The sequence below is a fragment of the Helicobacter kayseriensis genome, from assembly GCF_021300655.1.
Lineage (GTDB): Bacteria > Campylobacterota > Campylobacteria > Campylobacterales > Helicobacteraceae > Helicobacter_G > Helicobacter_G kayseriensis.
This window is the reverse complement of record NZ_JAJTNB010000003.1, coordinates 172,653-194,203: the sequence shown is the minus strand read 5'-3', so window position 1 is coordinate 194,203 and position 21,551 is coordinate 172,653. Positions and strand designations below refer to the sequence as shown.

General features: G+C 37.9%; 19 protein-coding genes and 1 tRNA gene. 9 read left to right on the top strand and 11 right to left on the bottom strand.

The window, feature by feature from the left end; all coding sequences use genetic code 11:
• Positions 1-329: 329 nt before the first annotated feature.
• The 3 genes from trmA to fliP all read right to left on the bottom strand — a co-directional run bounded on the left by trmA (position 330) and on the right by fliP (position 3,745).
• A complete protein-coding gene (trmA, locus tag LW137_RS04245) occupies positions 330-1,424 on the bottom strand; it encodes a tRNA (uridine(54)-C5)-methyltransferase TrmA (RefSeq protein WP_233033497.1) in 1,095 nt (364 codons plus the stop codon).
• A complete protein-coding gene (locus LW137_RS04240) occupies positions 1,421-2,944 on the bottom strand; it encodes an AbgT family transporter (protein ID WP_233033495.1) in 1,524 nt (507 codons plus the stop codon). Before LW137_RS04240 ends, trmA begins: the two co-directional genes overlap by 4 nt.
• A 75-nt stretch (positions 2,945-3,019) precedes the next feature.
• A complete protein-coding gene (gene fliP / locus LW137_RS04235) occupies positions 3,020-3,745 on the bottom strand; it encodes a flagellar type III secretion system pore protein FliP (RefSeq protein ID WP_233033511.1) in 726 nt (241 codons plus the stop codon).
• 138 nt (positions 3,746-3,883) lie between these two features.
• On the opposite strand from fliP, the gene glmU reads away from it, so the two are divergent.
• From glmU to LW137_RS04210, 5 genes are read left to right on the top strand one after another with little or no spacing between them, the layout of a single operon-like run.
• A complete protein-coding gene (gene glmU, locus LW137_RS04230; RefSeq protein WP_233033493.1) occupies positions 3,884-5,194 on the top strand; it encodes a bifunctional UDP-N-acetylglucosamine diphosphorylase/glucosamine-1-phosphate N-acetyltransferase GlmU in 1,311 nt (436 codons plus the stop codon).
• Positions 5,191-6,201, top strand: a complete 1,011-nt coding sequence (gene argC, locus LW137_RS04225) for an N-acetyl-gamma-glutamyl-phosphate reductase (RefSeq protein WP_233033491.1) — start codon at positions 5,191-5,193, stop codon at positions 6,199-6,201. The genes glmU and argC overlap by 4 nt, the downstream gene beginning before the upstream one ends.
• A complete protein-coding gene (locus tag LW137_RS04220) occupies positions 6,191-6,904 on the top strand; it encodes a metallophosphoesterase (protein WP_233033489.1) in 714 nt (237 codons plus the stop codon). Before argC ends, LW137_RS04220 begins: the two co-directional genes overlap by 11 nt.
• Positions 6,905-6,918: 14 nt before the next feature.
• Positions 6,919-9,093 (top strand): hybrid sensor histidine kinase/response regulator, encoded by a 2,175-nt coding sequence (locus LW137_RS04215; RefSeq protein ID WP_233033487.1) that lies wholly within the window; start codon positions 6,919-6,921, stop codon positions 9,091-9,093.
• The gene (locus LW137_RS04210) at positions 9,090-9,569 is read left to right on the top strand and encodes a chemotaxis protein CheW (RefSeq protein WP_233033485.1); all 480 of its coding nucleotides are present in this window, start codon (positions 9,090-9,092) and stop codon (positions 9,567-9,569) included. Before LW137_RS04215 ends, LW137_RS04210 begins: the two co-directional genes overlap by 4 nt.
• 22 nt (positions 9,570-9,591) lie before the next feature.
• On the opposite strand, the gene LW137_RS04205 is transcribed toward LW137_RS04210, so the two are convergent.
• The 5 genes from LW137_RS04205 to mraY all read right to left on the bottom strand — a co-directional run bounded on the left by LW137_RS04205 (position 9,592) and on the right by mraY (position 13,493).
• The gene (locus LW137_RS04205; RefSeq protein WP_233033483.1) at positions 9,592-9,909 is read right to left on the bottom strand and encodes a thioredoxin family protein; all 318 of its coding nucleotides are present in this window, start codon (positions 9,907-9,909) and stop codon (positions 9,592-9,594) included.
• The gene (locus LW137_RS04200; RefSeq protein ID WP_233033481.1) at positions 9,903-11,036 is read right to left on the bottom strand and encodes a YeiH family protein; all 1,134 of its coding nucleotides are present in this window, start codon (positions 11,034-11,036) and stop codon (positions 9,903-9,905) included. Before LW137_RS04200 ends, LW137_RS04205 begins: the two co-directional genes overlap by 7 nt.
• Positions 11,037-11,106: 70 nt before the next feature.
• A tRNA-Phe gene (locus LW137_RS04195) sits at positions 11,107-11,182 on the bottom strand.
• Between the two features lie 32 nt (positions 11,183-11,214).
• Positions 11,215-12,438 (bottom strand): UDP-N-acetylmuramoyl-L-alanine--D-glutamate ligase, encoded by a 1,224-nt coding sequence (murD, locus tag LW137_RS04190; protein WP_233033480.1) that lies wholly within the window; start codon positions 12,436-12,438, stop codon positions 11,215-11,217.
• Positions 12,435-13,493: a phospho-N-acetylmuramoyl-pentapeptide-transferase gene (mraY, locus tag LW137_RS04185; protein WP_233033479.1), complete on the bottom strand. Its 1,059-nt coding sequence runs from the start codon at positions 13,491-13,493 to the stop codon at positions 12,435-12,437. The genes murD and mraY overlap by 4 nt, the downstream gene beginning before the upstream one ends.
• Before the next feature lie 352 nt (positions 13,494-13,845).
• Between mraY and gpmI the strand changes: the two genes are divergently transcribed.
• From gpmI to LW137_RS04165, 4 genes are read left to right on the top strand one after another with little or no spacing between them, the layout of a single operon-like run.
• Positions 13,846-15,321 carry a 2,3-bisphosphoglycerate-independent phosphoglycerate mutase gene (gpmI, locus tag LW137_RS04180; protein ID WP_233033478.1) on the top strand — a complete coding sequence of 492 codons (1,476 nt, stop codon included), beginning with the start codon at positions 13,846-13,848 and terminating at the stop codon, positions 15,319-15,321.
• Between the two features lie 9 nt (positions 15,322-15,330).
• A complete protein-coding gene (locus tag LW137_RS04175; protein WP_233033476.1) occupies positions 15,331-16,821 on the top strand; it encodes an MBOAT family O-acyltransferase in 1,491 nt (496 codons plus the stop codon).
• Positions 16,822-16,829: 8 nt separating this feature from the next.
• Positions 16,830-17,870: a hypothetical protein gene (locus LW137_RS04170; RefSeq protein ID WP_233033474.1), complete on the top strand. Its 1,041-nt coding sequence runs from the start codon at positions 16,830-16,832 to the stop codon at positions 17,868-17,870.
• Between the two features lie 53 nt (positions 17,871-17,923).
• A complete protein-coding gene (locus LW137_RS04165) occupies positions 17,924-19,660 on the top strand; it encodes an ATP-binding protein (RefSeq protein ID WP_233033472.1) in 1,737 nt (578 codons plus the stop codon).
• A gap of 71 nt (positions 19,661-19,731) precedes the next feature.
• On the opposite strand, the gene LW137_RS04160 is transcribed toward LW137_RS04165, so the two are convergent.
• The 3 genes from LW137_RS04160 to LW137_RS04150 all read right to left on the bottom strand — a co-directional run bounded on the left by LW137_RS04160 (position 19,732) and on the right by LW137_RS04150 (position 21,541).
• Positions 19,732-20,166: a Dps family protein gene (locus LW137_RS04160; RefSeq protein ID WP_233033463.1), complete on the bottom strand. Its 435-nt coding sequence runs from the start codon at positions 20,164-20,166 to the stop codon at positions 19,732-19,734.
• Between the two features lie 62 nt (positions 20,167-20,228).
• Entirely contained in the window at positions 20,229-21,245 is a 1,017-nt protein-coding gene (locus tag LW137_RS04155; RefSeq protein ID WP_233033461.1) for a sensor histidine kinase, read from the bottom strand.
• Complete coding sequence (locus tag LW137_RS04150; RefSeq protein WP_428845618.1) at positions 21,245-21,541, bottom strand: Rod binding protein; 297 nt, start codon at positions 21,539-21,541, stop codon at positions 21,245-21,247. Before LW137_RS04150 ends, LW137_RS04155 begins: the two co-directional genes overlap by 1 nt.
• Between the last annotated feature and the right edge of the window lie 10 nt (positions 21,542-21,551).

Here is a 21,551-nt window from a genome sequence, read left to right as displayed (position 1 = left end):
CTTTCCTCAAGAGTTAGTGAAGAAGATTGAAGAGTTTGCAAGAAGTAAGAAGTGATCGCTTCTCACTTCTACTACTCATTTTCAAAACTTCAATCTTTCTTTTTGTCAAGAAAACATCTCTCAACTCCACCCCCGCATCTCACTCTTCTCTTCTCCCTACTTCAACTCTCATAAACTCATCCAATGAATTAAAGAAAACTAAAGATATACCAAGAAATATAACTCAAACAACAATTGCTACGAAAATCTAGCCTATTTTGCATCCAAAAACAAAGCCCACACACAAAACAATAAACTTTCTTTTGCGATATACGGGTATTGTGCTCGCCCTATTTAGATCTTAGCCATACTCCACATTCTAAATGATGAGTATAAGGAAATTGATCAAAAAGAACAATTTTTGAGATTTGATGTGTCTGCTTTAAAGCTTCTAGGTCTTTTTTTAGTGTAGAGGGATTGCAAGAGATATAGATGATATTTGAAAATCTCCCCATAAAATTGAGCATCTTCTCATCTCCAACTCCGCTACGCGGAGGATCGATGAGCAAATGACTAAACTCATAGCCAAGAAGGTCTATTCCTTCCAAGCGTCTAAAGCTTCTTTCAAAATTCAATGCCTTTATCGTTTCTTCTCCACTTAGCCTTGCACAAAAAACATTATTGATATTATTGAGAATGAGATTCTGATCAAGAGCCTTAATTGAAGATTTGGCCACTTCTGTAGCAAAAACCCTCCTGAACTTTTGACTTAAAGGAATTGTGAAATTCCCTCCTCCACAATAGAGTTCAAGCAAATCTTTGGCATCTTCTCCAACACAAGAGAGAGCAAACTCTAGCATCTTGACATTGATATAGGGATTAGGTTGAGAAAAGCCATTATCATATCTGACAAACCGATACCTTCTCTCATCCACAGACACCACATCCTCTAGCGTCTCTTTCTGCAAAATGATTTTTTGCCCTCTTGATCGACCAATAATCTGCACCCCCAATTTTTGAGCCAATTCTTGAGCCTCTTTCTCCCATACTTCATCAAGACTTCTATGATAAAGCAATACAAGCAAACATCCACTTTCCGCTCCCCCCATCACCTCAATGCCAAAAAGTTTGTGACAGAATTTAGGATTTGCATTGAGATACACAACTAAAAGATCTAAAATTTTTTGCAATGAAGACAAAAGAATAGGACATTTTTGAATCAAAATAGGCTTTTTTTGGGCATACATCGCTAGATGAACACTATCTTTATCATGGAAAATTTTAAACTCTGCTCTTGCGCGATATCCTTCTTTGGGACTAGAAATAATCAAATCCACTGGACCAATTCCCAAATCGCAAAATGCTTTCTCTTTTTGCTTCAGTTGCTCCTCATAACTCAAAGGAAGCGAGCATCCCCCACATTCCCCCCAATATTGACACTTCAAAATCCACCCTTATAAAATGTCTCTGCTCCAGGTCCCACAGGCAAACCAAAAACAAATACCCAAAGATAAAGCAAAACACACCACCCCACCAAAAACACAAAGGAATACGGGAACATCATCGAAATCATGGTTCCCATTTTGATATCTTTCTGATACTTCATCGCCTCAACAACAATAATGGGGAGATATGCAAGAAGAGGAGTAACAATATTTGTCACAGAATCACCGATTCTATACGCTGCCTGCACGACCTCTGGAGAATATCCCAAAAGCATAAGCATTGGCACAAAAATAGGGGCAAGCAAAGCCCATTGTGCAGAAGATGAGGCAATCATCAGATTGATCGCAGCACTCATCACTACAAAACAAATCAACAATACTCCAGAATCCATATTAAGCCATTTTAGAAAGCTTGCTCCCTTGATTGCTAGAAAAGGACCAAAATTGCTCCAAGAAAAAAGAGCAATAAATTGAGCTGCAAAAAAGATAATCACAAGATACATCCCCATTGATCGCATTCCTTTTGCCATCGCCTCAATCACATCTTCAGAGCGATTAAAAACCTGCAAAACATAACCATAAACAATTCCAGGAATTGCAAAAGATAAAAAAACAAAAAAGATAATCCCTGTAAAAAATGGAGAACCTATCAAAGATCCTGTTGCCTGATTCCTAAATGAGCTTGATGAGGGCACAATCAACGCCAAAACAATCCCAATAAAGACCATAAGACTCAAAAATGCATAGAACAATCCCCTTTTCTCCACACTATCAAGCACTTTTTTTTCTTCCCGTATTCCCTCTTGTTGATAGCTCCCCAAACGAGGTTCAACAATTTTTTCTGTCACAAAATAACCCAAGATTACAATCAAAAAAGTACTGACAAACATAAAATACCAATTTGCCTCAACTCCCACAACATAAGTAGGATCAATCATTCTTGCTGCTTGTTGTGTGATACCCGACAAAATAGGATCCAATGTCCCAATCAATAAATTGGCACTATATCCTCCACTCACTCCAGCAAACGCCGCAGCAATTCCAGCCAAAGGATGGCGACCCAAAGAATAAAAAATCATCCCCGCAAGAGGAATAAGCACCACATAGCCCACATCCGAAGCAAGATTGGACATAATCCCAGCAAAAACAACAACAAGTGTCGCCAATTTTTTTGGCGCATTGAGAACCAAAGCGCGAATTGCCGCTGATAAAAATCCAGATGCCTCAGCAATCCCCACACCAAGCATAGCAATCAAAACAGACCCTAAAGGAGGAAAGTTTGAAAAATTTTTCACAAGACTTGTTGCAATATGAACCAACCCATCCATACTCAAAAGGTTTGCAATCACAATACGCTTATTTTCATCTCTTGGATCAATAACATAAAGTCCTAACGCATTTGCGACTGCAGAAGCCAAAGCCAAAATAAAAATCAAAACAATAAACAATATTGCAGGATGAGGCAAAACATTGCCCACTTTTTCCAACACATCAAGAAAGCTTAAACGCTTTGTTTTCATTGTTTCTCCTTTAATTTGTTTCTATGTTTTATTTCTTTATCAATCATTAAGCAAGTCCAAATTGCGACAAAAGTGCTACTTAAAACCAGCGACCAAATTCCCCACCAAGAGATTAAAGCCATCTACAAGCACAAAAACCAAAATCTTAAAAGGCAGAGAAATCATCACCGGAGGGAGCATCATCATCCCCATTGCCATCAAAATAGAACTTACAACCATATCAATGACCAAAAATGGTAAATAAAGTAAGAATCCGATTTGAAAGGCTGTTTTAAGCTCACTAATCAAAAACGCAGGAATCAATGTCGTAATAGGCACATCATCGACACTATTTGGATTTTCAATCCCTCGGATTCGATAAAAAAGAGCCAAATCTTTCTCTCTTGTGTTTTGCAACATAAACTCTTTAAAAGGCTTCAAGCCTCGCTCAAAAGCAATGTCATATGAAATTTGCTTATCTATATAAGGGCGGATCCCCTCATCATATGCTCTCTTGACCGTAGGCTCCATAATAAAGAAAGTCAAAATAAGAGAAAGGCTGACAAGCACCTGAGTGGGGGGACTTTGCTGAGTTCCAAGTGCTGTGCGTAAAAATGCAAACACAATCACAATACGCGTAAAACTCGTCATCACCAAAATCAGTGATGGAGCAAGCACAAGTAATGTCATCACAATGACGACATTGAGCGTATTGACTAACTCTTGAGGCTCATTTGGAGCACCAAAAGAAAGATTAACCGTGGGGATCTGGGTTTCTGCATAAGAAATGGCGCAAAAAACAACAAAAAGAGCAATCCATATCTTTTTCAATCTTTTTCCTGCATTAAACAATCTAGGCTTCTTAGAATCTCCTATTATACCCTCCTTTTACCCTTTGAAAAGGAGTTTGTGCTAGAATCCATTTCATACAATCACAAACTTCTACTTGCAAGGATAGCAATGAATCTATCGGTTGTCATTTTGGCTGCAGGAAGTGGCACAAGAATGAAATCTAGCACCCCAAAAGTCTTACACAAAATCTGCGGGGAAGAGCTTTTGTTTTATAGCATTGAATGTGCTTTGCTTTTGAGTGATGATGTGCACATCATTCTTTATCATCAAGCTTCACGGATTAAAGAGTCCTGCCAAGCACGCTTTGGCGATCGCATTTCTTTCTCTATCCAAGATTATGATCGCTTTCCGGGGACAGGAGGGGCACTACTCCAAGATGGGAAGCTTTTGCCCACCAAATACTCCAAGCTTTTAATTCTCAATGGGGATATGCCTCTTATTACTCCATCTTCATTGCAAAAACTTATCCTCATATCCTCTCCAATTGTTTTGGGAGTGATTACCACACAATCGCCTTTTGGCTATGGGCGCGTTATTTTAGAATCAGGAAAGGTCAAGCAAATCATTGAAGAAAAAGACGCAAACAAAGAAGAGAAAAAAGTTTGCACCATTAATTCTGGAGTTTATTGTTTTGAGCGCAATCTTTTAGAATCTTATCTTCCCAAGCTCAATAATCATAATACTCAAAATGAATACTATCTGACCGATGTGATCAAATTGGCCGCTCAAGATTCTATCTGTATCCAAAGCATTGATGTTGCTGAGGAGGAATTTTGTGGGATCAATGATAAATCCCAGCTTGCTCAAGCAGAAGAAGTAATGCTCGCTCGCTTAAGAAAACAAGCAATGAAAGAAGGGGTTATTATGCATTTGCCTCACACAATTTATCTAGAAAAAAGCGTAAGATTTGAGGGGGAATGCGAGATTGAGCAAGGCGTGCAACTTTTTGGACAAACACTCATCAAAGATTCTCACATCAAGGCTCATAGCACTATTAGAGATTCTCAAATCATTTCAAGTGATGTAGGCCCTATGGCACACATTCGCCCCAATAGTCACATTCGCCAATCTCACATTGGAAATTTTGTTGAAGTCAAAAACTCCACTCTTAGAGGAGTCAAATCTGGACATTTGAGTTATTTGGGTGATAGCACGATTGATGAGGGAAGCAATATCGGTGCAGGCGTCATTACATGCAATTACGATGGAAAAGCAAAGCACCAAACCCATATTGGCAAGAATGTTTTTGTCGGATCAGATTGTCAGCTTATTGCGCCCATTACAATTGCTGATCAAACTCTCATTGGTGCTGGAAGTACAGTAAGGAAAGATTCTCAAAAAGGGGACTTAATCATCTCAAGAAGTGAGCAAAAAAACATTCCTCAAGGATATTTTGCTTTTTTTAAGGACAAAAAATGAAAAAAATTCCTATCGGGATCATTGGTGTTAGTGGCTACACAGGACTTGAGCTCATCAAGCTACTCATCTCTCATCCGATCTTTGAGATTGCCTATCTTGGAGGCTCTGAAGAAAATCAAGATCTAGCATCTCTGCATCCAGCGCTCTCTAGCGTATTGCACACTAGAGTTAAAAAAAGCCATTGTCAAGAGATTGCCTCAAAATGCGAACTTGTCTTTTTGGCTCTGCCTCACAAAAGTGCAATGGAATATGCAAAGATCCTCCTTAAAGAGGGTATTAAAATCATTGATCTCTCTGCAGATTATCGCCTCAATCGTGAAAACTACGAAAAATATTACTGTCCTCATCTAGATGCAGAGAATCTCTCTCAAGCGGTATATGGGCTTCCTGAATGGAACACTCCTCAAATCATTCAAGCCTCTTTGATTGCAAACCCTGGGTGCTATCCAACAGCAACACTTCTAGGTATCCTCCCCTTCATTTCTCATCTTCAAGCAGATAGTCTTTTTGTCGATGCAAAGAGTGGAGTAAGCGGAGCAGGAAAGAATCTATCACCAACTTCTCACTACAGCAGAATCAATGAAAATCTTTTTGCCTATGCTCCATTAGAGCATCGTCACCAAATTGAAATTGAAGAAAAAATCTCTTTTTTTGGGAAGGTCAATTTACAAGTCAATTTTGTGCCCCACCTTTGTCCTTTCACACGCGGAATGATTGTGAGCATTTATGCAAAACTTAAGCATCCTATTGATCCCTTTGAAATCCTTCAGCAAACCTACCAAGATCATCCTTTCATCCGCATTCGACAAACTCCCCCTGAAGTCAAAAATGTTAGCGGAACGCACTTTTGTGACATCTTTGCCAAAACAATGGGCAAGGATTTATTTGTCAGTAGTGGGATTGACAATCTTTTGAGAGGAGCAAGTTCTCAAGCTCTTCTTAATGCCAATCTTATGTGTCATCTGCCTCAAGATATGGGCATTCCAAAGATCGCATATGTCCCTTAAGCTCAATCATGATGCAATTTTTATTGCCGATTCGCATTTTAGTTGCAAGTCAAAAGGGCTTTTGGACTATCTTACATCTCTTTTTGCCTCTCCTCCTAGCCAACTCATTTTAATGGGAGATATTGCCCAAATCCTCCTTGGGAATCTCAAAAACAGCATCCAAAGCAACATTGAGCTTTTAGCCAACTTGGATCGATTAGAAAAACAAGGGACACAGATTGTTTGGCTGGAGGGCAATCATGATCTTTTCTTGCACAAAATCAAACGATCCAATCTCCTCAAACAAACACTTTTCATCCCACGCAAACAGCAGCCTATCAAAGCAATCTATCATGACAAAATCTATCTTTTAGCACATGGAGATCTTTTTCTTTCTAAAAGATATGAGCTTTATATCCAAACACTCACGCGCATTCCCAAACTTTTAGAAATCATTGACTACTTGAGCGCGGGTGAAATTTATAGCGAGCTTGAAAAAAAACTTGAATGCAAAATGATCAAAAACTATCCATTGGGATTTTTTGATTTTGCTTCCCAACGCATTGCACTCTATCAAAAATATTTTCAATACCCCTTTCATGGAATCATTGAAGGGCATTTCCATATTGGAAAAAAACTCACACTTTATGGAATCCAATACATCTCCCTTCCTGCGTTTTACTTCAAGCAAGAAGGGAACAAAATCGCAACATTTTTAAAATAAATCAAGGATAATGAATGGATGAAATGCAAGAAATTCTTGAAGATTTTCTCATTGAAAGCTTTGATTTGCTTGAACAACTTGATCAAGATTTACTTGATTTAGAACATCACCCTCAAGATTCCAAGCTTCTTGATCGCATTTTTAGAGTTGCTCACACCATCAAGGGCTCAAGCAGTTTTTTGGGGTTTGAGACACTCACTTCTTTGGTGCACAATATTGAAGAGATTCTCAATATGGCACGCAAAGAGCATCTAGTCATTTCACATGAGGCAATGGATCTAGTTTTGGAGGCTATAGACTTAACAAAAACACTACTTCAAGAAATCAAAAAAACAAAAAAAGATCCCAAGCAAATACCCACACAAGATATCATCAAAAGACTTCAAGCTCACTGCCAATCTCATCTCAACCAATCATCCCCAGATTCTCTCTCAGATGAAGAGCTTGATGCTCAAATCCAACTCTTGCTTAAAGAACAACGCACCTCCCATCAAACCAAAAAACAAACTATCTCGCCTCCCTCCAAAGTTGCTTTCTCTATTTCTCCTACCTCTACTCCCCCTATCTCTTCTCACGCAAAAGAAATTCCAGAAAAAGCATTCTCTCCAGAACAAACCATTCGCGTGGATGTTACAAAACTTGATGATTTAATGAATCTGATTGGAGAATTGGTTTTGGCAAAAAATCGCTTAATGCAAACCCACAATCACTCCTCAACCAATGATGACCTACACCAAACAATCCACTCTATCGCCAACATCACAAGCGATCTTCAACTTGCGCTTATGAAAACAAGAATGCTTCCTATCACCAAAGTTTTCAATAAATTTCCTCGCCTGATTCGAGACCTATCACACGAACTCCATAAAAAAATTGAACTCATCATTCTTGGAGAAGATACAGAGCTAGATAAATCTATCATCGAAGAGATTGGCGACCCCTTGGTGCATATCCTTCGCAACTCTTGCGATCACGGAATCGAAACCCCCCAAGAAAGAATCGCTTTGGGCAAGAGGGAAATAGGAAAAATTTCTTTGAATGCCTACAATGAAGGGAATCTAATCGTTATTGAAATTGAGGATGATGGAAGGGGACTTGACCCTGAAGCCCTAAAAACTCAAGCATTGCAAAAAGGCCTCATTACACTTCAGGAAGCATCATCAATGAGCGATCATGAGGCTCTTTTCCTTATCTTTAAAGCAGGCTTTTCTACAGCCCACACTACTACCAATATCTCAGGAAGAGGCGTTGGAATGGATGTTGTAAAGTCCAACATTGAAAAACTTCATGGCATCATTGATCTACAATCGCAAAAAGGCAAGGGTTTGATTCTCAAACTCAAAATCCCTCTCACACTTGCTATCACCCAAGCTCTCATTGTCAATCTACAAAACCAATCTTATGCAATCCCACTCTCTTCTGTCTTAGAAACACTCAAAATCACCATCAACCAAATTGATTTTTTAGATGGGAAAAATGTCTTAAGGCTTCGCGATGCAATTATCCCTCTTCTGCACTTGGCTGATTTTTTTGAGATGGATTACAAGCCAAACAAACAGGATGAGCATTTTGTCGTTATTGTTGGATCAACCAATCAAAAAATAGCGCTACTTGTTGATCGACTCATTGGCCAAGAAGAGATTGTAATCAAACCATTAGGTGAATACCTCAAAAATCTTCCAGGCCTTTCTGGGGCAACAATCAGAGGAGATGGGGAAATTGCACTAATACTTGATATCCCCTCCATTGTCCGCACAAAAAAAAGAAGTAAAATCAAAACATCTCTCCAGATACAATCCAAGCCAACAAAACAACACATTTTGATTGTCGATGATTGTCCTACAAGTCGCAGAATTGCTAAGGATTATTTAAAAGATCTAGAAATCCAAGTATCAGAAGCTCAAAATGGACTTGAAGCCCTAGAACTCCTTAAGGATATGCAATTTGATGCCATCATTATCGACATAGAAATGCCCAAAATGGATGGTTATATGCTTGCCAAAGAGATTCGGAAGCTTGATAATCTAAAACGCACACCCCTTATTGCAACAACAAGCCTCAATACCAAAGAAGACTACATCAAAGGATCAGAATCTGGGATGAATGACTACATCGCCAAGCCCTACTCAAAGAGCTACTTTTTGCAAGTCATCCAACACCACCTTGGCCTTGAAAGGACACCTAAATGAATCCCGTTGAGATACAAAAAATTCTCCAAGAGCAATCTATGCACAATGAAGCTCCACCAAAACAAATGCTTCAAGTGATTGGTTTTCAAATAGAAAAAGAATATTTTGCAATCCCCATTTTAGATGTTCAAGAGATTATTAAACCTCTTCCATATACACATATCCCTTTTGTGCCAAAATACATTCTTGGTATTTTTCATCTAAGAGGAAACATTCTTCCTCTGATTGACTTACGCCAAAAACTTGGCTTTGGATACAAAGCAGTCGATGAGGAAACGCATATTTTGGTCATTCATTATCAAGATCAAAAGCTTGGAATCATGGTCGACAAACTCACAGAATCTATCTTATTGGATCAAGAAGAAATTGACACCCACATCGTGCAAGAGAATATGCATTTATATGGAGTTGGAAAGCAAGAGGATAAACTTATTGCACTCCTAAATACGCAAGCATTATTTAAGAGAGATTTCTAGCCCAACCCCCTTTTCTTATTTTCTAAGAAAAATTTTGCTCAATAGCCTCAGCAATCAATTGCTTATTTTGTGGTTCAACAAGCCGTGTTCCAACTTCAACACCATTGCGATAAAAAATCAATGTCGGAATGGCGCGAATATTTAGAGATGCACTTAGCTCCTCCTCCTGCCTTGAATCGACCTTATAGATTTTGACCAATGAGGCAAACTCTTCGCTCAAATCCTTAAGAAAAGGCTCGATCTTGACACAATCTTTGCACCATGTTGCTCCAAAAACAACCAAGCAATTCTCATTTTTGCTTACAGCCTCATACTGTGAAGCATCAATATTTTCTACCATAAAACTCCTTTAAATGCCAAAGTTAAAAAGTATCCGCCAACAACAAGAATTAGGCATAAGCAGAAAGCAAGTCCAAATGCTCTCCCACCAGATTTTACAAATTTTTTAAAATCAATTTGCAAACCAAGTGCAGCCATTGAGAAAACAATACACAACACGCAGAGAAATTTTCCTGCAGAGATAATATCTCCAAAAGTGATTGCCCCCACAAAAGTCTCATCAGCTATTTTGCTCAAATACGTATTCACAATAATCATTCCCAAAAATGCAAACGCAAACCAAGGAATCTGAATTGTTTTCTTAGTTTTTCCTTTTTCTTCTTCTTGATTCTTTACAAAAAGATAAGTCACGATAAGCAAAAAAGGAACAAGCATAATGACGCGAGTCATTTTAATGATAATTGCCACATTGGCTGCATTTTGAGTAAAAGTTCCTTGTGCCATATCTTTTGCCATATCTGCCGCACCAGCAACATTAGCAACCTCATGCAAAGTAGCTCCCATCATAACACCCATCCCATTGGCATCTAAATTGGGCACCAAGCCGGCGGCATACAAAATGGGATAAAGAAACATTAGAGCTAACCCAAAAATTACAACACTCCCAACAGCCATAACACCCTTAAATGGATCGGATTTTAAGCTTGATTCCAAAGCTAAAACCGCAGCAGCTCCACAAATGGCACTTCCCGCTCCTACAAGCATTGAGGTTTCTTTATCAAGTCCAAAAAATTTGGGTCCCGCAATCACAGCAATCAAAAAAATAGCCACAATCACAATCAGTGAAATAAGTATTCCCCAAATACCTACCCCAGCAAGCTCTGTCAGTGTTACATTAAATCCATACAAAATAATGCCTAGCCTCAAGAGCTTCTTAGCACTAAAATGCACTCCAGCTTGAAAAGTATGCTGATATTTGAAAAAGATAGGAGAAAGAAATGCACCAATCAAAATCGCAAATGCTGTAGCTGCCAAATGCGTGCTTTCACGAATAGTTTGATTGCTTGCAAAAAACATAGAGAGCACAACAATGCCTCCAACAAAAATCAATCCTTTAAAGTTTGATTTTAAAATATTTAACCAATGTTGAAAAAAGTTCTTATTATTATGAGTATGTCCGCAATCCATCTTAATTCCTTTACAATTTGATTGCTTAGCGAAGAGTTTAATTATGAACAAAATCGCGAAGTAACAGGAGTGGTGGCTTGAGGCGGAATCGAACCACCGACACGAAGATTTTCAGTCTTCTGCTCTACCGACTGAGCTATCAAGCCAAATTTTCAAAGACGAAATTATAACAAACTTTTTAAGCTTTTCTGCATTTTTTGGCCATCTCTTGAAAAAGCTCTCCTCGTTGCTTATAAGACACAAATTGATCGAGACTTGAGGCCGCAGGGGAAAGCATAGCAATACTCTCTAGAGAATGCTTTAAATCTATCTCTTTTATGGCTTGTTCTAAGAAATAACAGGCAGAAAATCTTATTTTAAATTTTTGAGCCAAGTCCCCCAACCTCTCGACATTGCTCCCAATCCCAAAAATCTCTGCATCATATTCTTGCAATTCTTGAAACAAGGGCACAAGATCTGCTCCCTTGTCATCACCCCCCAAAATCAAATAAATTTTTTTGCCCCTATAGGATCTAAGTGCCCAAATTGTTGCATCCACATTTGTTCCCTTAGAATCATCAACCCACACTCGCCCAATTTCATCTTGAAACTCTTCTACCTTGTGAGCTCCAACCTTATAATCCAAAAGCTTTTTGCTCAGATCCTTTCCTGTTAAAATCTTAGCTCCGCTTAAAGCTAGCATTGCATCTAGCAAAAATGGTTCTTGGAATTTGACTTGAGATAGATCAAACCCAAAATAATCTGCCAGATCTTCACTTGTCCCATAGGTCACAATATGCGCACTAGATTTCAAGACCTCATCAAACATTTCAAACTCTTTTGGAATCACTGCAACGCATTCATGATTCATTCGCTCAATGGGGCTGAGCTTGGCCCTCACATAGGCATCAAAACTTCCATGCCATGAGATATGGTCTTCTCTAATGGGCAACAAAAGATACACTTGAGGAAAAACAGATTGCGTGTAATGCAAACTAAAAGAACTTGTTTCCAAAATCCATATCTTGGGAAGTAGAGTTGCAAGAGAGGCCAAGGGGACCCCAATATTTCCTCCACTGATTCCACCACAATCTTTTAAAATCCACTCTAGCATTTCTGTTGTTGTTGTTTTGCCATTAGTTCCGCTAATCCAAATTTGTCTTTTGATATCTCCAAGAAGAAAATCATATTCACTGACAAGACTTTGAGCTTGTTTAATCATTGGATGAAATGGAGGAATTCCTGGAGAGGGAATCTGAAGACGAGTTTGGACTTTTTGCAATGGAGGCAAAAAATTATTTCCAAACGAATCGATTCTTTTTTCTATAAATGCATCATCAAAGACAACACACTTTTCCCCATTGTGATTAATAAACTCTAAAAGAGCTTGATTTGTTTTGCCATATCCAAGAAGAGCAATCATCTAATCTTAAGACTTAGCAATGCAACAAGATTGCTTAAAATCGCGATAATCCAAAAACGAATGATAATTTTATTTTCTGCCCATCCCTTCATCTCATAATGATGATGGATAGGAGCCATGAGAAAAACTTTTTTCTTTCGAATTTTGTAGCTTCCGATTTGAAGAATTACAGAAATTGTTTCCCACACAAAAACAAAACCAATCAAAAACAAAAGAACCTCATTATTTGACACAATTGCCATATAGGCAATAAATGATCCCAAAGCCAAACTTCCACTATCCCCCATAAAAACTTGTGCAGGATGGCAGTTGTACCACAAAAAGCCAAAAAGTGATCCAATAAGCGCCAATGAAACCACAACGAGCTCTCCGCTCTGACTCACTTGAGGCCACAATAAATATTGCGAGAAAGCAGCATGCCCCCCGATATAAACAAAAATTGAAAGGGAAATAAGCGCACAAATGCTTGGGACTGTTGCCAAACCATCTAAGCCATCTGTAATATTAACAGCATTGGAAGTTGCCAAAAACACAAGCGTCCAAAATAAAATTGAAAACACCCCTCCCATATCAAACAATGGATCCTTAACAAAAGGAAGATAGAACTTCCCTTGATGACCAAATGAATAAAGTGCATAAGAAATCGTTAAAGCAAAGAGTGCCAAAAGCAAAAATTTCATCCTTGCACTCATGCCTGAATTGTTTTTTGCAGCGATCTTCATAAAGTCATCTCTAGCACCTACAAAGCAAAACAAAAAAAGAGTTAAAAGCCCAAATAAAGCATAAAGATTATAAAGATTGATGCACAAAAGACTTGAAATCAGGGTGCTTAAAACAAAAACAATCCCTCCCATCGTCGGAGTATCTTTTTTGCCCTCATGCGTTGGAACATAAGTAGAGATAGGCTGATTGGCTTTTTTAGCCTTGGCCCATCGTATAAAAAGAGGCATAAATAACACGCTCAAAAAAAATGCAAGAAAAAAACTTAAGCCTGCTCTAAAAGTGATGTATTGAAAAATATTAACTTGAAAAATTGAAAAAAGGAAATAAAGCATATAAAACCTTAAGAGGATTAAACGAGGGTAGAAAACAAATTTCTCTAGGGGCTCCAGGATAGGGGGTGGGGGAACCTGGAGCCCCTAGAGAAATCTCTATCAACTTTTGATGGAGGAATAGTATCAGAAATTTTCATTTTTTACATTTACTTTTTGATAATTTTTAAAAATTATTTATTCCTCTCCCTAAAATTTTTAAAATCAAGTCTTGTTTTCTTGCATTGTATATTGATTTTTTACCAAATAAGTATTATCCGAGTATAATCATAAAATTTCATTATTATGCGTCTATGTATCAATCACTCTAGGTTGCGCATAAGCAAAACTCAAATTTCAACAAAAGAGATTCTCTATGATCAAAAAAACCCTCTTAATCATTACGGATGGTATCGGACATTCTGAGAAAACAGATCACAATGCCCTATACCACGCCAAAACCCCAACTTATGATTGGCTCTTTGAAAATGCACCACACTCACTCATTCGAACTTTTGGAGAAGATGTTGGGCTACCCGATGGACAAATGGGAAATTCAGAGGTTGGACACATGACTCTTGGACTTGGTCGCGTTATCTATCAAGATCTCATCAAACTTTCAAAAGGATTAGAGGATCAAACTCTTTTTGACACTCAAGAATTCCAAACGCTAAGTGCACACAAAAGAATCCATATTGTGATTTTATTAAGTGATGGTGGAGTGCATTCACACATCTCACACCTCTTTCATGTCCTTAGATTCCTCAAAGACCAAACAATCTTTTTGCATCTTATCGGTGATGGGAGAGATGTGGCACCACAAAGCCTGCCAAACTATCTTGCTATGCTATCTCCCTACCTTAATGACAGAATCCAAATCGCAACACTTAGCGGAAGATACTATGCTATGGATCGCGACAAGCGATGGGAGAGAGTTAGGCTTGCTTATGATTGTATTATCAATGCTACACCCTCTACAAAACTCTCCCCGCAAGATTACATCGCTCAAAGTTATCAAGACAAAACCTATGATGAATTTATCAAACCCGTAGCCTTTGAGGGCTTTAATGGGGTTCAAGAAGATGAGGCAATGCTATTTTTGAATTTCCGCTCTGATCGCATGAGAGAGCTTACACAAGCCATTTTTTCAAAAGACTTTCCCCACTTTGAGAGAAAATCGTTCTCTCGTCTTTATTGCTTGTGTGCAAATATCTATGATGAAAATTTTCCCCTCCCCTCTTTGCTCAAAAAAGAAATCCTTTCAGACAGTCTTGCTTCTATAATCTCATCCAACCAACTCACACAAGCTCATATTGCAGAAACAGAAAAATATGCCCACGTTACTTTTTTCTTCAATGGCGGGATTGAAGCTCCATACCCAAAGGAAGATCGTTTTTTGATTCCTAGCCCAAAGGTTGCCACCTATGATCTTTGTCCGCAAATGAGTGCCCAAGAAGTAGGAGATCAAACCCTTCAATGCATGCAACAAGGATATGACTTTATTGTTGTTAATTTTGCAAATGGCGATATGGTCGGCCACACAGGGGTTTTTGAGGCAGGCATTAAGGCCGTAGAAGCTGTAGATACAGAACTTGAAAGAATCATTAAGCTTGCCCAAGAGCTAGATTATTCTCTCATCCTTACAAGCGATCACGGAAATTGCGAGGAGATGAAAGATACACAAGGCAATACGCTCACAAATCATACAGTAGGGGATGTATGGTGCTTCATCCTTGATCCAAGGGTAAAAACACTCCACAATGGAACTCTAGCCAATATCGCTCCAAGCATTTTAAAGCTTATGGGGCTTCCTATCCCTGCCTGTATGCAACACCCCCTTTTTGAAGAGTGAAGACAAAAGATGCTTTTTAATTCATATGTATTTATTTTTGCTTTCCTACCCATTGCTCTTTGTGGATACTTTCTCCTCTTAAGATTTACAAATCCAACTCTTGCTAAGTGCCATCTCATCTTGGCAAGCTTCTTTTTCTATGGATATTGGAATCTCAAATATATTCCACTACTCCTTGGATCTATCATCATAAATTATTGGATTTCCTCCAAGGTGGGGGGGGGGGTAGAGAAAAAGAAATGGCTTGTTGCTGGAATTATTTTCAACCTTTCTCTTCTAGGCTTTTTTAAATACACAGATTTTTTCTTAGAAAATTTCAATCTCTTTTTTAACACCTCCATTCCACTTCCACACATTTTACTTCCTCTAGCCATCAGCTTCTTCACCTTCCAACAAATTGCCTATTTATGTGATTCTTACCACAATCAAAGCAAAGATCACTTTTTGGATTATTGTCTTTTTGTCGTCTTTTTTCCTCAACTAATTGCTGGCCCAATCGTTCATCACAAAGAAATGATGCCTCAATTTAAATCTATCCCATATCGCTGGTTTCATGTCAAACATCTCACAAAAGGGCTTTTTATCTTCGCAATTGGACTCTTTAAAAAAGCAGTTATTGCAGACACTTTTGCAATCTATGCCAACAATGGATTTAGTGCATCCCTTAATGGAGCAAAACTTAATTTTTTTGAATCATGGCTAACATCCCTTTCTTATAGCTTTCAACTTTATTTTGACTTTAGCGGATATTGCGATATGGCAATTGGTATTGCTTTGTTTTTCAATATTGTCTTGCCGATCAATTTCAATTCTCCCTACAAAGCTCTTAATATCCAAGATTTTTGGAAACGATGGCACATTACGCTTGGGAGATTCTTAACACAATATCTCTATGTTCCTTTGGGGGGAAGTCAGTTTGGGAAATTAAAGACCTTGCGTAATATCGCCATTGTGTTTATACTTAGTGGTCTATGGCATGGGGCCGGATGGGGATTTATTATCTGGGGCATCTTGCACGCTCTTGCCATGATGATACACAGAATCTATGGCTATATTTTGGAGTTTTTAAATTTCCATCCAAAAAATTGGATTTATAAATTCTTGTGCTGGATTTTGACTTTCAACTTTATTAATATCTCTTGGATATTTTTCCGATCCGAAAATCCCTCTAGTGCAATCAACATCCTTAAGGGCATGATTGGAAAAAATGGGGTCGTATTGCCTAGTGCCTTTCAAGAATGGTTTGCATCTTTAGGGATTGATAAACTTTTTGGATTTTCCTTTCCTTTTCAATATCTTGCCGGCAACCCAACAAATTTTTTCAAACTCTTAATTTGTTTTTGCATTTTTGCTCCTATTGTCTTTTTCCCAAAAAACAGCTCCAATTTCAATCATCTCAATTCTTATAAAGTGCTACTTTTTGCGAGTTTTCTATTCTGGTATGCCCTTATTCGCATAGGAATCTCGCCCTATCAAGAATTTATCTATTTTAATTTTTAGGACAAAAGATGAAAAAACTTTTATGGCTTTTGTTTTCTGGTCTGATTCCAATCTCTTTACTTCTTCTTGCACTATATATCTTTGATCCCTTTCAGCTTTATCACAAACCCTACTGGAGAAAGACATTCTTTAGTCAAGATATGCATTATCAAGCCGCAGGCATTATCAACAACTATGATTTTGATTCGGCAATTTTGGGAAGCTCCATTATGGTCAATACAAGCTCTGTAGAAGCAAATAAAAAATTAGGAGGAAATTGGGTCAATCTTTCCGCAGGAGGATCTGGAATCTTTGAAAGAATGGATATATTAAATTTCTTATTGTCAAAAAAACAAATCAAAACTATCATCTTTACATTGGAACCAGGCTGGCTAAATGAAAGTCAAACTACCACAAATCAATATCACTATCTCTACGATCAAAACAGAATCAATGATTTTAAAACTTACCTAGATGAAGTTTTTATTTTTTGTTTTTTCATACAAAAAATTTGCCTACCAAAGGGGCAAGAAACCCTTGATAGACCAGCAAACTGGATAAGTGAGCCATCGACAAAAGGAAGACTTGGGGGATTTCAATCATGGATCAATAATAAAAATCGTCCAGACATCAATCACATTTTTAACCAAATCAAAAATTTTCAAGAAACCAAATATGACACACAAACCCAAAAAATTCCAAGCGCCCTGATTTACTATATTAAAGAAAATCCTTCTACAGAATTTATCTTTATTATTCCTCCCTTTGCAAGACTTGGGTATAAAATTAATTTTATTTCAATTAAGCAGGCACTACAAAAACTACTCTCCCAAAACTTACCCAATCTCAAAATCTACGGCTTTGATAACACTTCAATTCCCGATGATTTATCGCATTACATAGATTTGGCCCATTATGATGAAAGCATTAATTCACTTATGCTTGATGCCATTAAAGATGATACACACAGAATCACTCTTGAAAATATTGATTCTTATTTTCAAACCATGCAAGAAAAAATTGATGCTTATGATATTGAATCTTTACGCCAAAAAATCCTTGCTCTCTGAGAGTCCAAATATCGATAGAATACAAACTTTGACTTTAAACTCAAAGAGAATAGATGAAGCATTATTTGAACTTTTTACACACAAAACCGATAGAAGAAAGTCTTATTTTTGAGAGCCTAAAATGCTCAAAAAAGGAAGCAGAGATCTTGCAGTATATGGCAAAAATGTTGCTAGAGGGGGAGAATGAATTTAGGGTTTTGTCCCTTTTAGAGTGCGTTTTTGATCCTCAAAATCTATTTGAGCAAGATCGCACCAAGCTTACAGACTATCTTCCCTATATCAAAAATCTTTTGGATCTTGGTTGGATCACCCAAAGCACACTAGGATCAAAAACCCTACTGGAACTTTTGGGAGAAACTATATATCTCAGTCACAGCTTCCTTAAGCTCCTTGAAAATGGGAGCTTGGAGAATCTTGTCTTTGAAGATCGTGCTTATGAGGATCATTTAGAGTATCTCAAAGATCAATTCTTGCGTATTGATTTGCTTGTACAGCTTGCAAACCTCAGATTCTCCCACAAAGCAGATTCTCCATCCATCTCCAAGATCACCTATCGCCTCAATGCCCTCAATCAACAGATTGCCCACCGTATCAAGCTAACCGCTCATCCCTTTGAGCTAATCAAGATGATTGAAGATTCTGCCCTGACGCAAAAAGAACAAATCATTTTCTTTGCACTCCTTAGAGAAGAATACTATGGGGGAGAAAGCAATTTAAGAGAGATGAATGCTCTTTTGGAGCTTATCAGTCACGATGAATATGACCGAATCAAAAATCGATCCCTGCTTGATGATAAAGGAACCCTTCTAGAAAGAGAATGGATTGGATATGATGAGTTTCTTAGCCCTTTTGGAGGAATTAGTCGCACCTATTTCATTGCAGAAGAAATCCTACAAAAAATCATTCATCCCAACAAACACAAGAAAAAAACAAAAAATGTCCTCTCTACCCTTATTCAAGAGCAAAATCTCTTCGAACTCCTTGAGCCCAAAAAAAATCTCTCTGAAATTATCCTTCCTCAACCCCTAAGACAAACTCTTGAGCACCTACTCAAACAAATGGATTCTAAAGTGATCGCTCGCTTGAAGGCTTGGGGAATCAAAGACAAAAAAACACTCGAGGCAAAGATCATCTTCTATGGAAGCGCAGGCACTGGAAAAACACTCACAGCCCTTGCTTTGGCAAAAAGCCTCAAAAGACCACTTTTGCATCTTGACTGCTCCAAAATCCTTTCAATGTATGTTGGCGAAAGTGAAAAAAATGTGCGGAAGATTTTTGATTCTTATGATGAGATAGCACAAAAAAGCAAAAATGAACCTATCCTCTTGCTCAATGAAGCCGATCAATTCCTCAGCACGCGAACGATAGGAGGTGGAGGATCTGAAAAAATGCACAACCAAATGCAAAATATTTTTCTAGAACAAATTGAAAAATTTGAAGGGATTTTGATTGCCACAACCAATCTCTTAGAAACATTAGATCCTGCATTTTCTAGACGCTTTAACTACAAAATCGAGTTTAAACGCCCAACCATAGAGCAAAGAAGAGAGATTTGGGAACTTCACTTACCCAAACATGCAGAGTTTGCTATCCCGCAAAGCGCACTGATTGATAATCTTTCCAAATATGATTTAAGTGGAGGACAAATTGCCCTAATTGTCAAAAATACTGCCTATAAGGTAGCCACAAGAGAAGTGCCTATTTTTGACCTACAAGATTTCATCGAAGAGATTCAAAAAGAAAAAGAAGGGAATTTTGATGGAGAAAAAAATATGGGATTTGTTCTTTAGGACTGATGATAAAACCTAATTGTTTGCAATCTCCTATCAAAGAAGTTGCAAGGCAAAGCCTTGCAAAATATTTAAGCCTTTTGAGCCTTGAGCACCCAAATTGCTTTTTGAAGCATTCCTGTTTTTTCATCGGCAAACCCGACCGTAAATCCATCACCCTCTTGACCTGCAACTTTAGACAACTCTTGAAAAGATTTTGCAAAATATTCATAATCCTTCAAAACTCCATCAAGAACCTCATTGGCACTAAAGCTGGTTTTGCTCTCTTCTGAAATTTTTGAGGCTTTAATTGCATCAGCAAGCGTGACATATGGCGTTCCGCCAAGCTGAATAACCCTCTCGGCTAGATCGTCAAAAATTTCTGCAAACCTTTCATAGATCTCTTGTGTTGCTGCATGAATTTGTGGAAAATTAACACCTTTTACATTCCAATGATAGTTATGCGTTTTCATAAAAAATACAATGCTATCAGCTTGAAGTTGTTTTAATAATTCAATCGTTTTCATTTTGTTCTCCTTAAATGATAATTTTTATTATTCGATAATGCTAGCCCAAGAATCTTAATCTATCATTTACACTTAGAGATTTTCAAAATAAAAGTTTTAGGTTCAGGAATAAAGTTAATTTCCCCCTCATGAGCTTTGATGATTTGTCTTGATAGGGTAAGACCCAGTCCCGTTCCCTTGAGTTTGGTGGTTTTGAAGGGTTCAAACAAGGCCTGCGAATCTTGAATTGGCTTACCATTATCATAAATGGAGAAAAAGTAACATTCTTCATCTTGAGAAAAATAAATACGAATTTTTCCCTCATCACATTCGCCCTCCTCGATCGCATCAATTGCATTAGAGAGAAAATTTTGCAAAACAATCACCAAAAGATTCAAATCACACCAAACAACCGCCTGATCGGGTGCCTCAAACTCTAAATCATAGGGCTTGCTACAAGAAATATAATTGAGGATTTCTTGAGTTTGTTCTTTGATCTCAAGCATATGATATTCATTTCTTTGAGCAATTACACCCTTAGAAAACATAAGAGTTGTTTTGATGATGTTTTCTACACGCCAAATTGCCTTTTTGATCTCATAAACAAGTCCCTTGCTTTTGATATCTACGCGCTTTAAGAGACTAGAAGCAAGCAAGGAGATAGATCCGACAGGATTTCTTATCTCATGGGCCAAGTGGGCTGAGATCTGTCCCATTGTCGCTAGCCTCTCTTGGCGTTTTTGATGTGTAATATCAATTGCTGTCACAATCTGCTTTCCCCCAATCACAGAACCCTGAAGAAGATAAAAATTTCCCTCAAACTCGATCTCTTCTGAATCAGTCAAAGGCAAATTGCCCTCTAAAATTTTAGAAATCTGATATGCCTTTGAATTAAAATAAAAAAATCCCCCATCTTCTTCAAGAACCCACACAGCTTGAGGGAGCATTTCAAGCACACCCTCAAATAAGCTCTTTAAGGCTGAAAATTCTTTTTGTGCTTCATCAATCTGCCCAATCAGCTCCGACAAAGAAGAGAGAAAGGTTTCTTTATCCTTGCTTGTTAGGGTATTAAGTAGATCTGATGAAAGAAGTGTCTGCACTATCTTTTTCCCATTTGTTGCTCTTTTAAATAGCCCAATAAAAGCTCACTATACCCAAAACTTCCACTTAAACTTTCTGACAAAGTATCTAGATACATTGAATGATAAATATCGCTTCCCGCCTCTTTTGGATAGAGCGGATCTTCATTTTTTATTGCTGTTGCAAGCATTGTTTTAACAATCAATGCCTCAAATGCATCTGTTTGTTTTTTAAGTTTTGCCTCATCGCTTTCTTTTGCTTCCACTCTTGGCACATTGGCTTGAAAAGTGGCTAAACTCGTATCAATTTTCATCATTCTAAGATCC